10 protein-coding genes are annotated in these 15,993 nt (G+C 40.3%); 1 reads left to right on the top strand and 9 read right to left on the bottom strand.

Annotation, left to right across the window (positions count from 1 at the left end; genetic code table 11):
- Nucleotides 1-207 precede the first annotated feature (207 nt).
- Nucleotides 208-996, top strand: a complete 789-nt coding sequence (locus tag J8M00_RS24935; RefSeq protein ID WP_247687559.1) for a hypothetical protein — start codon at nucleotides 208-210, stop codon at nucleotides 994-996.
- Nucleotides 997-1,053: 57 nt separating this feature from the next.
- Here J8M00_RS24935 and J8M00_RS24930 read toward each other — a convergent pair whose 3' ends face one another.
- From J8M00_RS24930 to J8M00_RS24890, 9 genes are all read right to left on the bottom strand, one after another.
- Nucleotides 1,054-2,361, bottom strand: a complete 1,308-nt coding sequence (locus J8M00_RS24930; RefSeq protein ID WP_211013107.1) for a hypothetical protein — start codon at nucleotides 2,359-2,361, stop codon at nucleotides 1,054-1,056.
- Nucleotides 2,362-2,892: 531 nt separating this feature from the next.
- Nucleotides 2,893-3,954 (bottom strand): SMI1/KNR4 family protein, encoded by a 1,062-nt coding sequence (locus J8M00_RS24925; RefSeq protein WP_211013106.1) that lies wholly within the window; start codon nucleotides 3,952-3,954, stop codon nucleotides 2,893-2,895.
- Between the two features lie 238 nt (nucleotides 3,955-4,192).
- Nucleotides 4,193-5,119: a hypothetical protein gene (locus J8M00_RS24920; RefSeq protein WP_211013105.1), complete on the bottom strand. Its 927-nt coding sequence runs from the start codon at nucleotides 5,117-5,119 to the stop codon at nucleotides 4,193-4,195.
- A gap of 100 nt (nucleotides 5,120-5,219) precedes the next feature.
- Complete coding sequence (locus J8M00_RS24915; RefSeq protein WP_211013104.1) at nucleotides 5,220-5,576, bottom strand: hypothetical protein; 357 nt, start codon at nucleotides 5,574-5,576, stop codon at nucleotides 5,220-5,222.
- 56 nt (nucleotides 5,577-5,632) lie between these two features.
- Nucleotides 5,633-6,316 carry a hypothetical protein gene (locus J8M00_RS24910; protein WP_211013103.1) on the bottom strand — a complete coding sequence of 228 codons (684 nt, stop codon included), beginning with the start codon at nucleotides 6,314-6,316 and terminating at the stop codon, nucleotides 5,633-5,635.
- A 307-nt stretch (nucleotides 6,317-6,623) separates the two neighbouring features.
- Nucleotides 6,624-7,445 (bottom strand): hypothetical protein, encoded by an 822-nt coding sequence (locus J8M00_RS24905; RefSeq protein ID WP_211013102.1) that lies wholly within the window; start codon nucleotides 7,443-7,445, stop codon nucleotides 6,624-6,626.
- 377 nt (nucleotides 7,446-7,822) lie between these two features.
- Nucleotides 7,823-8,884 carry a hypothetical protein gene (locus J8M00_RS24900; protein ID WP_211013101.1) on the bottom strand — a complete coding sequence of 354 codons (1,062 nt, stop codon included), beginning with the start codon at nucleotides 8,882-8,884 and terminating at the stop codon, nucleotides 7,823-7,825.
- Nucleotides 8,885-8,893: 9 nt separating this feature from the next.
- The gene (locus J8M00_RS24895) at nucleotides 8,894-13,201 is read right to left on the bottom strand and encodes a DUF637 domain-containing protein (protein WP_211013100.1); all 4,308 of its coding nucleotides are present in this window, start codon (nucleotides 13,199-13,201) and stop codon (nucleotides 8,894-8,896) included.
- Between the two features lie 12 nt (nucleotides 13,202-13,213).
- Nucleotides 13,214-15,805 carry a hypothetical protein gene (locus J8M00_RS24890; RefSeq protein WP_211013099.1) on the bottom strand — a complete coding sequence of 864 codons (2,592 nt, stop codon included), beginning with the start codon at nucleotides 15,803-15,805 and terminating at the stop codon, nucleotides 13,214-13,216.
- Between the last annotated feature and the right edge of the window lie 188 nt (nucleotides 15,806-15,993).

Below are 15,993 nucleotides of genomic sequence, written 5' to 3'. Positions count from 1 at the left end.
AGCCCACCCCAAAAAGCCAATATGTTATTGATATTATTATTAATATTAAATCACCATCCTGTTTGATAGCGACTTTTCTTGGTTAATTTGCCTCGTACCTATTTCGTTTGCTACTTTGCATCTCGTCAACACTTTGGGCCCAAGTGATGATTGACAAAACTAACAAGTGATAAACAACCGAACTAATGAACGACCAAAGGAAAGAAGATGAAAATGTTTAAATTAGGTACTCTCGCTGCTGCTATGTTAACTACTGTAAGTGCAGTTGCTGCGCCTATTAATATCGCTGATACAAATGGTTATGATCGTCACACTGTATACTCATACGGCCCGGTTAGCCGTGTAGTTATCACAAGTGAGTTCGCACATAACTTCTCAGCTGATATTGAACTTCGTGATGGCGCACGTTGCGATAATGGTAACCTATATTCAAACGTTGACAGCAGCCATGTTGTAAATGTAGGTATTCAAGCAGATGCAGCTAACGCTAACGCAGCAAGTGTTGGTGTAACAAATGCAATTGCAGAAGACAAACTGACTCACAATAAAACGCTTCACTTAAGCTGTTACGATGCAGACAACACTTGGTACAATGTACTTGTAAACGTACCTGGCGCACCAATTGTAAACTGGGACATCACAGTTGAGCCAGCTGGTGAGTTCGTTAACCAACCTTACTCTTTTGGTTACCACACGGCTTTCCGCGTAAAGAGCACGCTTAACGTAAACAACCAAAACAAGAGCCAGTCTTACTGTCATACTGTTGCAAACCGTGGCCTATCTCTAGGTTTATTCCACGGACGTGATACTTCAAATACGTTCCACTCTGACGTTTTCACGCAAGACAAAGTGTACACTAACGACACTGCTCAGCCAGTTTTATACCAAATCGTACAGTGTGAAAACGCTGCTGGTAAAACAATGGCTGTTAAGGTATTCAACCTAACAGATCCAAACGGCATCTATACTTACGAAGACCAACTTATCATCAAGTAATTGTTGATAAAAAAGATTCAAAAAAACGGCAGCGTCTAAGAGCTGCCGTTTTTTTAGTTAAAGAATAGGCTCGCCAGTTGTTCGCGAAGACAGGAAGATAAAGGCATAATCACTTTGGTTACTCTTATCAAGGTTTTTATATACATAACCTCGATATCCTTCAATATCACTAGGTGCCCCATCATACCCTGACAACAACAAATGAGATCTATATGACACTTTTTGCGTTGGCAGCGAAACCACATCCCCAAATGTTAGCTTGGGCAACACAGATTTCACTGAGCCAGCAATATTCCATTTTATAGACTCAGTACCTTCAATATAAAACTGCCATGAAGCTGTTTGAATGCGTGCATCAAGATCAGTAAAATCATACGCCATCGTTTGTTCTTGTTCTAACGCGGTTACTGCGGATGACAGTTGCCCTGCTAGCTCTGTTGATGCTTCAGGCAACTTGAAACCTGTCACTTGACCCATTTCATCTAGTTGCGCTCTCACTCCACTCGACATAATTACATGATGCCCCTCGTGAGCGAAAGAGATACTCTTATAGTTATCTAGTTTATTGTTAGAAGATATGGATGGATAGATTTTTAGTTTTACTTGTTCTGCTGCATATTCAAAATTTTCTAAAATTCTATTTCCGTTATCGTCTAAACCATAAACATCCACCCTCGTTTTTACTTCAAATTGTGATGTAGGTACATTCACACTTTGATGAACAAAATCACTGCCAGTGACCACGATTGAGTTTACGTCCTGAGGCACATCAACAACAGCCAAAGTGTTCAATTCATAGCCAGGGTTATTTATCGAGTAATACAATTTCGCATCACTACCACATACTTCGGGCGCGTCTTGATAATTACTTATTGAGCCGCCTCCTAACCTTGAAATGCTATACATGCTATGGGTTACAGCGAGTGCGCTTAGATCTACCGTCACGTCCTTACACTCACAATAAACTGAGAAATCTTCAAATTCGATCGTTTCTAATTCAGCGCCATTGGCTATATCCAATTTACTGTATATCTTTCGAGTCGTGTCGTTTCTACCATAGCTTTCCATTCCAATGATAGACACATGTTTAGCTCCTTCTGGTACCTCCTGACTAAAAAATCCCTCCTTGTCGCTTGAATACGTTGCAATGGGCTTTCCGTCTTCGCCATGAAAAATGACACTGGCATTAGGGTATTCAACTAAGCCACATTTTGTGCGCCTTTTTACATTAAATGTAAGCGTTGTTGTTTGAATTTCAGCTTTTGGTGAAATTACTTCTTTTTCTGGGGAATTATCTGTAGAACTACCACATCCTCCAAGCGCAAACAACGAAGCTACAACTGGAGAAACTACGAATTTTTTCATTTACTTTATATTCTTTGCTTAAATCTTCGGCGCATTGTACACGTAATATAGCTTGAGTGCGGCTAAATTTAAGAAATACGAATAATAACCAACCACCTGTTTATAAAGAACTTTGAAATAAACGTTATACTCACGCAAACCTTACAAAAGAAACATCTATTTAACCTCTATAAAGCTACGCATTAGCCTCAACAGAAAAGCAACACTGCCTCCGTCTACTTCCCCAATATTGAGTTCCCAATGCATCATTTTACAAGAGGTTTTCTATCACTTGTTCTACTTCAAGTACTGGGACCCTATAAAAAATGCTTCTTTTCACCTGAACTGTTCTCAAGTTCACTGTTTACTTTGACTATATTTGGATATGTAAAAATTAACCAACAAGCAATATTTAGCATAATAATTCCAAACAGCATTTATACATATGAAGACCAACTTATCATCAAGCTGTTTCCTCGAAAAAAAGCAGCCCTTTGGCTGCTTTTATAGAGTTTTTGAATGTGATTTTAAATTAAATTTCGTAAATAGAAACTAGTAAAGAGAGCCTGCCTCTAAATCAAAGAGGAGTACACTGTCATCCATTTTTGACGTATCTTCCATCCCATGCTTTTCTATACTTTTTGAGGTTTTAAACAACATCTCTGAAATAGATTTATATACTATCTCTAATCTTTCCATATTATTGTTAAGGTAATAAACACCACCGTCACTTTTAGAGTAAAACAGGAAGTTGTCTAACTCTTCATCCATCTCAAAAATATATAGCTCTTCCGCTAACTCTTTTATATAGTACTCTTCCAATAACTCCCGAAGCTCTGTCATTGCATAGAAGTATGAAATCCAGTCGCAGTGGCCTTTTGGTATTGGCGCAATTAAACCTGCTTGATTTCTACCCATCGTATACAGATACAACAGCAGCTCTTCGGATACTTCTATATTATAAACAGCCTCCAGCCGAGCAATCTCTTGCATATCGTAACCTTTCAGTTCGTCAATACGTGGATAAGCATGCTCATGATTTAACAAACTCAAAAAGCCAGTGACCTGCTCTTTTGTCGGAGCTGGTTTTACGGCTGGTAGTTGCTCAGTAAGCACCTCCCTATATAGAGTGCAGCGTTTATTGTGATGAAACTGCGACTTGTCAACCGCACAGCGATTGTCCAGATAAGCAAAGAAATCCCAGCCTGAATCACGAATACTTTTCGTCTTGTCATTGTAGACATATACATGCTGATTTTTCTTGTCAAAGTCAAAGTAATAATATTCATCACCGTTTATTTCTAACAAGTAGCACCCTTCCTTAGGGAGTGAGCGTAATTCTAGAAATATTTCATACAAATTTTCACATTCTAATCTTAAATTTAAAAAGCTCTGCTTAGGGCTAAAATGAAAAAAAGTACCAGAGTCCAATAACCCGCCATCTTCTAACCCCATCACTGAAAGAAACGTCAAAAACTGTGAATACCGCGCCATCAACGGTGGCGCATATTTTAAAATTTCATCAATATCTCGCGCTGAAAATCCAACACAATTCAGGTTTGCCGGGTCCCTAGGACCCAGCAGTTTGCTCATTAAAACTTGAGACTCATTCATTTATTTTTACCTTAAGACCCTGGAGTTGGACAGACGCATTTTAAAAGGCTAGTCGAATTACAGCCACCTTTTTCGAAAGTTGGGTTATTTTAATCAGCTTAAAATAATGGTTGTAAAGGGTAAATAGTAGGAAGAGCGTATAAATTAGGTGTAAAAGTATTTACTTTTGCTTTCAGTAATTATTAAAAGCAATTAACGAGACAGTCAATACCGCCTCGTTATAGTTGCTTAGTGCTGATTAAGCATTCATCAATGCTTCTTCATCGAAGCCTTGGTCACGAATACAAGCTAAAAGCTGGCTTAATAGTTCATCTTCTACTGGTGCAACAGGCTCTTCGAGCAGCAATTGTGTGATATTGCCAAACCCAGGATGGCTAAAATCAGGGTTAGGTAAACCACGCTCCGCGCGAAGGGCTAACAACAACAAAGCGGCATAAGGCGTAAACTGCCAATTCATGTTATCGAATTCAAAATACATTTTACTCGGCGGCGACGCAACTTGTGCAACTTGGTCGTCACATAATTGAGTTAGATAACCTGTTAGTTCTTGTAAATCATCTGTATCCCAACGAGCAACAATGTCCGCATAAGCAAAGTCATCAACAATGGGCACCAACTGTTTACCGCCTTTAACTGCATCAAACAAGAGTATAATAAAATCACCAATATGACTTTTTGAGCGAATTATCCAGTTCTTTGGATATCCCACTTGTAGCAATTTAAATATATGCTCTGCCCGTTCCGGTTGTTGCAAAATAACCGCCATGACCAAATACAATACATTTGCCGATAATATTGCACGTTCATGCTCCCTTCCAAAACGCGTAACATATCGTTTTAATCGACAGTAAGAGAGAATACAGTCTAAGTAAGCATAGCTCAGGCAATTACCTACAAGCTGTATACTAAATTGACTATTCTGTAAGTATTTACACTGTGCTTCTATTGCATAATAATCTGCAGAAATTTGTATCTCAGTTGTAAAAAGTTCCCATGGTAAAAAAGGCAGGTGTTCATTTTCGACATTCCCCCTTACAACACATCCATGCTCAATATAATGAAACAACTCTTTTTTATTCTCCTCAAATACGCTTAAGTATTTTTGAGGATATTTTAATGCCTGCTTACGTTTACGTGTAAACTTTTCAAGTATTTTATCTGTCATGGTTTTCCTACAGAAGAAAGGTTTTTGTCTGTTCTAAGTTATTTTCCTATCTACCCATCAAGACCCTACCAAGAAATGATTACTTGCTCTGCACCAGGTTTTACCAATCGTAAACTTCACCTTCATCACCCACAATTTTCGCTCCAACGAAATTAGCTATGCTCTTGACCACTAATCTAACAGGATCTTTTTCATCATCGATCATTGAACTGGTTCCATTAAATGAAGCAATGCCATCATTAAAAAATATACATGTTTGCCATTCTTCATTTTCAGGGAATTGAACTGATACATTGTTTGGGTTACCACCCACAGTGATTATTTCGCCTGTTTTGGGGTTTCTGCCGACTGTTGGCTGCCCCTCAAGGTTAGCCCCTTGCGTTTTTAATACCGCTTCAACCCAATCAGGGAAGCTAATATCCCCGTTTTCTTTTGTTATATGTAATGCATATGCCATTTTTATCATCCATTTAATGCTTGGCTATTAGGCCTAATTGAATAAGGAAGGGGTTATCACCAAAACTTCCACCACGATTTTTTGTTCTCTGCCTTTTCTTCAGCTTTAAGCTGTTCTGGTTCTTGTTCAACCCCAGACGATGTATCTTCCAATTCCGATTCTAACCCCATATCCATTGAAGCTGAGTTACAGGTTCTAGCAAAGTCATCAAGCTGACTATTTCCATAAAATTGTGCTACGTCATAAGGCAGTATATTTTCATTATAAAAGGTTAACCTCTTGATTGATTTAAACGCGTTTTCGTCTCGCGAATAGCACTTTATAAACTCTTTTGCTTCTTCTTCCGGAACATTTAAATAAAGAACCTCCAGAGGGTCAAGAAAAATATATGGATATGTTAACGATTTAAAGTCAGCAACAGCTCGCTCCCAATATTGAGTGCCCAATACATCATCTTGACAAAAGGCTATCATTAACTCTTTACTGTTTTTGAGGTTTTCTATCGCTTTTTCTACCTCAATCACAGGGGCTTTAAAGGAAAATATTTCTTGTTCAGCTGAGCTGCTCTCCAGTTCACTTTTTACATCGACTAAATCTTGCTCTTGAAAACAGAAAAACCAAGGCACTGGAACCTTGTTTACACCAGTTGCAATGACTTTATATTTAACATTACTAGAGTACACTTCTGCGGCACATGCTGTTTTCTTTTCACAGTTGATTAAATAAGCATTATTTGACAAAAAACCTCCTTAAATAATAAATTATAAAATAGTCATCATACTTTACTAGGGTAACCCCCAAAAAATGCGCCTTCAACCTTAGAAAGCATTAAAAACATAGATTTAATAATCTTTATATCAACATATCAAAATACATCAACCAGCATCAACATTTTGAAATAATCAAAATTAACAACCTTGTTATAAATATATTTATTTTTAATGTGAAATTAGGTCTCACTTTTATAATCTAAAATGTCAACAGCTTAAATGCGACTGGTGAGGATAAAGAAAAAGATAACGGGGCAGTAATACTGCCCCGGTAGATTTATTGTTCTAGCGGCTGAAATTCACTTAACAGCTTAAACTCTGGGTCTTCTGTATGAGGTGACTGACCAAATAAGAGTTTTCTAAGCTTTATTTGAAGTGCTCTTTGCTCCCCCACATCACTATCAAATGGTTTATCATAAGCTTTAATGTGCGTTACATTATCCAGCTCCGTGACTTTAAGCCAATCAACATCATACAAAGCTTGTTTGTCCAACCCTACATGCTTAAAAAAGTGCTTACCTAGCCACATTTCGGCTGACACGCCTTCAATATAACCGGGTTTAAAGCGCCAGTGTCCTGGGTTAACTCGAGTATCTATAATAGTTTGATCTATCGGGGGTGGCTTACCATTGCTTATTTTAGGTAAATGATGATGAGGCCAACCTTGGCTTTCATGGTATCCAATATTTCGCATGCTTTGGCTTGTATTATACTCTTCATCCATTAACCTGGCCATGACAAAACCTGAGTGTTGTAATACTGGTTGCCACCACTGCGCACGCTGCTCTATGAGTTTATCAAAACCATCTATAATCAGTTGATCAAAGCACAATTCATCCATAGGCATAAATACCACACCGTGCGTGCTCTCATATTCCCTGCTAGGGTGCCGAATTGAAAAGGTAGTCGGCCGAGTGCGCGCTTTGTCTTTACTTTTTACATAATTTTCAACCTTAATCGTACGGCAAGTATCAATGTTAACCAGTTTAGTTAACCCTTCAATCTCTGTAAGTGCTCGGCTCATATCCACCAACTCCCAGAGCGATAGGGCTCTGGGAAATTGATCCGGTATAAAATTGATATTGAGTTTTAGACTCATTTTCCTGAAAACTCCTTAATAATGACTTGGATACCATGCTCCCTACCAAAATCAGCTAATTTTTTGGCGGCTTGAAGCCCTCCCGGCTGTACTCTAATATCCAGTGTTCGGTTTTCTTTGGGGACCCTGGAGTTGGACAGGCGCATTTTAAAAGGCTAGTCGAATTAAAGCCACTATCCACTTAACTGTTTACTTTGACTATATTTGGATATGTAAAAATCAACCAACAAGCAATATTTAGCATAATAATTCCAAACAGCATTTATACATATGAAGACCAACTTATCATCAAGCTGTTTCTTCGAAAAAAAGCAGCCCTTGGGCTGCTTTTATAGAATTTTTGAATGTGATTTTAAACTAAATTTCGTAAATAGAAACTAGTAAAGTGGGCCTACCTCAAAATCAAAGAGGAGTGTGCAGTCTTCAGCTATAACTTCGTTTATTACACCATTCCTTTCTATTTTTTCAGATCTTTTAGTTAGCAAATCTGAAATTGATTTGTATGCCATAAATAGCCTTTCACTATCATTGTCAATGTAATAAACACCACCATCACTTTTTGCATAAAAGAGCAGGCAGAAATCCTCATCATCCATCTCTAATATAAATACTTCTTCGGCTAAATCTGATCTACCGTATTCTTCCAGCAATTCACGTAACTCATTCGTTACATCTAAATACGAAAGCATATTGTTATGCATAACAGGTAATGAACTTAGAATACCACCATGGTTTCTTCCCATAGTAAAAAGAAACAAAAGAAGCTCTCCGGTAACACCTATATTATAAACAGCCTCCAACAGGGCAATTTCTTGCATATTGTACCCTTTCAGATTGGCAAGGTGCGGAAACGTATTTTTGTGATCCATCAGACTCACAAAATCTGAGGCCTCCTTCTCTGACGGTGCAGGTTTTGCAGCTGGTAGCTGCTCGGGAAGCACCTCTCTATATCGAGTACAGCGTTTATTGCGATGGAATTGCGACTTGTCAATAGCACAGCGGTTGTCTAGATATGTAAAGAAGTCCCAACCAGTATCTTTTATTTTCTTATTTCGATCATTGTAAACATATACATGCTGATTCTCCTTGTCAAAATCGAAGTAATAGATTTCATCAGCACAAATTTCCAGTAGATAAACGCCAGCCGCTGGAAAATAATCAGCTTCACGCAATTTTTCATAAAAGTTCTCATATTCGGAAACTAGATTTAAAAAGCTAACTTCAGAGTGAAAATGCAGTATGTTTTCAGAATCCAACAAGCCACCTTCTTCTACCCCCATCACCGAAAGAAACGTAAGAAACTGTAAATACCCTCTCAATGAAGCAGGGGCACACTTCAAAATTTCTTCAATATCTTTTGGTGAAAAGCCAACACAGCTGACCTTAGCTGGGTCTCGAGGACCCAGCAATTTGCCTATTAAAATTTGCGAATCATTCATTAATTATTTCTACTCCTTATATACATCGTCGTACATAGTGATGTCAGCCTCAGATAATTTATTTGCAAAATCCGCTTTACTATAGTTACAAGACTTACACATACCTGGATAGGCTGAATTGGTATTCTCTACAGCCAACTCGATTTTACCCGTATGCCCAGCATATTGCTCTACTAAAAAGCCCTGGATTTTCTTTTCCGCATGGTTCCAATTGTCTTGATAATGATCATTAGAATCTCCAAGTTGGCTAGGCTTCTTAATATAAGTGCTCGCAACCTTGTGGTTGTCAACAGTTATCACTCTGTAGTGCACGCCTCCAATTGTTACGCTGGGTGACCCTTTACCATCGTGCTGGAACCCACTTGCCCAAGGTTTAGTGTCCATTTTTTCCTTTGACCATGGATTTTTCTTCGTGGGGCTACCACTTAAGGCAAGAAAATGACTGACGCTACCATCTTTTTCGACAACAGACGCAATCGCAACACTTCTCCGTATTGGCTCCTTGTTTGCCACTCGATTGAATTTAATAATCCCTTCTTTTCTTAAAAAGGCACGCATTGCAGCGGGATCTAAAGGTGTATTACGAACTTCAGCAGTGCGCAGTACAGCCAAGTTATTAGGCAGATTTGCCGGTGGAGGCGGTAAGACTTTAACCTCTACTGCATCTGGCACTCCGTCGTTGTTGATATCGCGAAGATCAATTCCATCTATCCCTGTGAGCTCTTTCATCCGGGTTGTGTCAACGCCCTTGGCTTCCAACTTTTGCAAGATATTTGACAGCTTAACCAGCACAGCTGGTGCAGCAGCACCCACAGTCACAGTTCCAGCGAAACCACCTGAAATCGCTGCCGCAACAAACCTCGCGGAAAGCGTTCTACTTTCTCTATCGGTTCCTACGGTATCTATTACATGTAGAACTTGAGCGTATACTTCCTCATGTTGCTCAAGCAAATCAGCAATTCCATCGACTGAATTTATAATCAATTGACCATTTTGCTCTGCTGCTTGAGAATCGCCGTTGAGCGTCATGCCTACTCGTATCAAAGCTTCGGCTTGCGTGGCAATGCCTGAACCAACATCTAATATCCCAGCTAACACTGCTGCGGAAATAGCGACTTTCTCTTCTTGAGATATAGCGATTTCACTAAGGCGTTTAGCAATACTATCAGGGAGTTTGTTAAATGCTGCCTGCACTTCAAGATCTCTAGCGATATCGAGGTTCAACCCCATCTGATAAACGTTCTCAGCTGCTATACCTAATTCTTCACCGAGTACACCATTAGGGTTTGATCTCAAACGATTCAGGTAGTCGGCGATTACTGACCGAATCATTTTTGCATTGATATAGCTTGAAAAAGCGTTGAACTCAGCTGAATTCGCCGCTGCGTTGGCTGCAATATTAATTGCATTTGCATCTGCACCAGCAACAAAAGCACCCAACGCGGCACCCAATTTACTGAGGTCGACCCCTTTAGCTTTCAGTCGATCCAGCTCGGCAAAGATTCTAAGTTTATTGGCTCCTTGCTCCAACCTCATTTCTATTTCTAGAGGACTCAGTTTCTCAACGTCACGCCAACGAATTACGTTGTTGGTTTCATCTTCAAGAAACTTGTCAAACTCAGCCCTCGCTTCTTCCTTGGCAGCTTTATACTCCTCAGAATTTTCTAACTCAGAAGCGATGTACTCCCCGATCACAGCACCGCCCGCACCGCTGGCGCAAGATACATTTTTACTGGCGCCATTACCCGATGCTTGAACCGTTGCAACACCGAGCATACAGCCAACCGCTGCATGGGATATATATTTTAAGGCCTCATCTAAGTTTTGACCGCCATTCTGGTTAGGGTCGAATGCCTTCCCGATTTTGCCGGCCATGTGCTCGCCAAGTTCATTGACCGCATACATTTTTAACGATGTTTTGAATGAATCTCTGAATTCGGTAAAACCATCGCCATTAATAAACGTTGAGATCCCTGCCTTAACAATACTTTCTGAGATCGCTTGAGTTGCCTGATTACCAATATCTATTGCCAGTTCGCTGTTATACCAGCTCGACCCAGCGTCGGCGTTACTAAAAAATTTAAAGCTCTTAAATGCATCGCTGTTTAAAACACCCGCCGTTGCCATTGAAATAGCAAGAGACTTCAAGCTTTCGTCGCTAAGCATTGAATCAAGTGTATCGTTAATACTGTTACCAGCAGCAAGGCTCGACACTGCATGAGTGGTCAGTGTCACTGCGCCCGCTGACATAGCAGCTCCCATTGCTGCGCTGGTTTTGAACGCGGCAGGGATCGTGCCTCCTTGACCTACCAAACCTCCAGCAGGCCCCATTGCAACTGAAACTGCAATTGCAACAATGGCCATCGCTGCGGGGCTTAACGTACTGGTTTTATCATGTTTATGGATTTTCTCTAGTTTGCTATATACAACATTTAGGGTGCTGCTACAGTTATTAAAATCAGCATCTTGCTTCATTGCAAGGAAGGCATCTTCACTGAATTGGTCGGGTACAGTGGAAGATGCAAATGACGGACATCTATACTGAGGATCATTGTATACATCAACCATCCAGCTAAGACTGTCACTCTGTGACATTTGACTCATTACATCATGTACAGATTCACCATTGTACTGACCTAACTCCAGTGTAACACCTTGTGTTGCCTTAACCTGTACCCCACCAATGATTTCGTTATACACCGCAGTATCGACCGTATCTTGCTTAGTTTCGGTCTTTATTTTCCAAGTGCCTTTTTTTACCTTGTTATAAAAATAGTGGTCCTGTTCTTTGGCAAGCAATAGGTTAACCCTACCATTACGCGCATCTATAACCGTGCCTTCGCCCGCGTTTATTTTGGCAGCTTGTAACGTAATATCACCGTAATGGGACGCGATCCTTACACCTTTACCCGCATCAAGTGCTGAACGGATAGCTATGGTCTGGAACTCTTGCTCTTCCTCTGTGGTTTTCCCCCACTTGCCAGATTTTTGACTTTGAGTTTCGTTGAATTCATTGAGAATGTAGACACCCTGACCCGCCAAAAGGTCAATCACGCCTTTGTCTGCATGCAGCTCCGCAGCTTTAAGTTCAATAGCACCTGATGCAATCAGATAGATGCTGTCTTTGGCTGTTAGTTTAGTAGTGAGATGCTTTATTTCACTGCTAGTATGAGAGTACTGACCAATAGGCTGATTATTAACATAGCTGGTTTGTTGTGAAAGCAAACGGATGTTGCCATCAGCTCTTAGGCTGATTGTGTTTCCACTTACCGTACCACCTTGAATAACCAAGTCGCCCATGCTGTATATGCTAATATTTTCGCCATTAACAGAAGCAATTTGGCCAAATCGGGTCCCCTGTTCATATTCATTAGAGAAACGGTGCACCAGTGTTTTTTGCTCATACTGGCCCGCGATGATTTTAACATTTTCTCTGGCACTTAAATTGCCGGAATGGTTTCTTAAAGTACCACCAACAAATAGGTTCAGATCGCCATCGGAGGCTACCTGCGCGCCTGGATTGACAGTAAGGTCTCGCGCTGTACGTAAATATGTATCACGACCTGTTAGCAAGGTGCCATTGTTAACAGTAATATCTCTAAAGTTTACATCAGAGCCTGTAAATTCGACCAAGTGGCCATTTACGGTACGTGTTTCTATTGTCGAAGCGCTCAGGTGTACCACTGGAGACAGTACTTTTTCCCCGTTGATGTCTCTAAACTCTGGCCAGATAAAATCTTTACCAAAACTGTCGTAGACTGATTTAGGTACTTGCTCACCAAAAGTAACACCGCCCTTTCCAGCCAATTCATAGGCATTTTGGTACAACTGCGTTATTTGAGCCGTTTCATCAGCATACGCGGTTGAGATCATGTTTCGGTTCAGCTCGGCATAAATTTGCGAGCGGATTAAACGTGATTGTACAAACCGGTCACCAACCTGCTTTGATAGCGGGTAACTTGGAAAAATGACTGTGATTGAGCTGCCAGCAAGATGAATCTTTTTAGGTGCTGGTAATGCGTGCTTCTTATTCCTCAACAAGAGCTGATGAAAACCAGCCATGGTCTGAGCATTTAAAGCGCGAGGTTGCTCCACAACATGCTTTGATTTCACATACATTGTTTGGCGGTTGTCAGGCACCTTAGTGATTGCGGGAGAGCTTGCCAGCAGTTGATTTGCATTGGTCTTATCAAAGGCGTTATAGGCCTGTGCCAGAGTTGGTAAACACACCTGCCCCAGCAACATAAAAATATTTAAGTAGGCAATGGCCTTTTTGTAAAATGGCACGGGCTTGTCGGCCAAGTTATCTTTTTTCATCTTAAATTCCATTTATTTACCATCCATCAAGACTGCCACAGTGACCGTGGGTGATTTGGATACGTCGCGAAGAGTTGGCGTGTCATGATCGTTTAACTCATCATCTATCGAAATTTTATATCTGTAATTCACCGTCACTTTCTTACCGTCATCGCTGACAATAACATTTTGATATTCGAAATTTTGCGCAGTACAGGAGTAACGAGTATTGGCACAACGGTAGTCTTCAGAGCCGCTTACGTACTGCCTACTTCTAGCATAAGCTTTCGCAGCATCGTCTATTTCTTGGAAGGTATAACCTGTGTTTTCAAAATCTGCATCTGAGGATTCGCCAAGTATTGTACTTAAGGCAACTCTAACTGAGGAGTAAGTGCAATCTTCTGTTTGTGTCAAACCATGCTCTTCATAGCGATAGCCATCACATTTAAACAAACTTGCTGTAACCCATTGGTCGTCAACCTTGGGAAATGAATAGCCTTCATAAGTATCTTCATCCACAACTTTTACATACCGTTGGAAGTACTCCTTAATCTTGGTATTGATCGTTGCATCTAGTGAGTTTGACTCTGTTACAGTCAGGTCGCTTTGGCTTTCCATATTGGGGTTAATACCATACACATTACCGTGAATGGCTAGTAAGGTCTCACCTTCTACAGAAGTATCGACTGCTGCACCGCTACAATTACCTAAAGCAACACACTGTTTAATGGCATGAAAGTTACTTGTTTCTACTGTACTACTTAATTTGATGCCGATTGACTCTAAATCCAACTTTTGGAAACGCGCATTGTCAAAAAGCTCAATATACGAAAATGCATTGACAAAACGACGCCTAGTCGAAGGTTCCGCTTTGCTGCCAATTTGGAACTCGCCAAAACTGACTATTCGCCCAGGTGGAGAATAAGCAGATATTTGAGTCCCAACTCCATGTTCAACTGTATCTTGGCTTCCTTTATTATCCGACGTATAAGCGTAACGAGATATGATGAAAGAGGTAGTTTCTAAACGATAACGTTCGTTAAATAATAAGGGTGTATCAATATGGAATATCCCCTGTTGGTTAAGACGTAAAATGGCTGAAGAGTTGCGAATATACTGACTTGCTTTTAGTTCCAATTTAGACTCTGCCGCTATTGAGACCTGCTCAGACTGAGCAGTGTTTACGCGAATACCTGCACTCCAGTCAACACCACTTGGCTCTTCAATATGGTAAGGGTTAATATTTTCTATCGCTTTCGCTATAATTTTTATGTTGTTCGCATGGACTTTTGCACTCAAGCGGCTCTGTGCAGATCCGGTAGCGCTGTAGCTAGAATATGGGCCATGCTTAACACTGTTAACGTCAATAGATGGCGCACTCAGTGACTTATTTTCCGGCCAATTTAACCTGTTGGTACGAGAACCATTAGTGAAAATACCATCGTTCAAATCAACGCTCAAAGTACCTGCTTTGATCACTCCACCAAAGGTATTGTAGACATCACCTTCGATTTCGATATTGATTTTTGAGCCACTTAGAATGCCAGAGTTGATCAGTCGACTTGCAGCGAATTCGATACTCCCTGCATCAACATAACCTTGGTTTAACAGCCCTTTGTCTGAAAAACTCTTGATTGTTTGACCAATCAATCTAGAACCAGAACGAAAAGTCGTCGCACCGATTGCTTTCGTTGTGATGATACGGTCGCTATAGAGCTTACCGTAAACATTCAATGTCGCACTTTCATGCTCCGCAATTTGAATAAACACGCCTTCTGCTGGCGCGTAAAATTGTCCCTGCCTAGTGCTCGTTGCCAAAGCATCTGACATGGTATTGAGCTCAGTGCTAGCAGGGATAGTCACTGGCTGCGACGCAACAATACCAATACTCGCAGCTTTAAAAGTACCAGACGGCTGATAAGTATTCGACAGAGTCGTCGATGAAATCATATCAAGATCACTATAGCGAATAGAAAAGCGGCCCGGATACAAGTTAATACCGCCAGAGCCCAGTACATAAGAGCCCCTACTTGATTGGATGAATCCACTATTAGGGTGACGCTCTGCGCGTAAATTTAAATCAATAACACCTGACGTTGCGATGCTATCTGACATCACTTCAAGAGATTGCAAGCCTGGTGCAGTTAGAGTTGAGATAGTCACCCTACCACTAGGTTGCGTTCTCACGATGCCGCCCGAAAGTGTGCCATTGATAAACGATACTCTTCCCGCATTATCAAAAGAACAGTTGCTACAACTAACAGTACCGCCTTGTGAAATAAACACTAGATCGATAGGCTTTCCCATTACTGAAACTGTATTTTGAATGTCAATTTCTGTTGCATTAATTACTAAGGTTTCAGTGCTACTATCATTAGGTATTTTGATAAGCAGAGGCTTACTAATTGTTGCGAATTTATTAAAGTTAAGCGTCGTTATTGCAGCTGTGCTATCAACAACCAGGAAATCACTGGAGGCTTCTGGTTTTTTATGTACTGAAAAAATAGGAGACTGGTTATATATATAATTCGATGCGCTTGCAGCGACACCTGAAGCAGCGCTTAACGTAAAAAAAAATATACATAAAAACACTCCCCCAAAAGGTTGAGAACGTTTTGCTTTCATTTCTATCCTCGTTTTTACAAAAAACGCCAATTGTATACAAATAAGAAACGGACTCAACTTTTACAAACCGAAATTTAAAAATTTTGAGATTTTATTTTTGTAACTGACATACATATAAATAAAAAATTAATATATTAATACCAACAATTAAAATTACCCTGATAGCAAATGCATTTTGTCAGTAATAC

The organism is Pseudoalteromonas luteoviolacea, assembly GCF_018100925.1.
Taxonomy (GTDB): Bacteria; Pseudomonadota; Gammaproteobacteria; order Enterobacterales; family Alteromonadaceae; genus Pseudoalteromonas; species Pseudoalteromonas obscura.
Note: the sequence above shows the minus strand (reverse complement) of the source record. Positions and strands in the feature narration are given on the sequence as shown.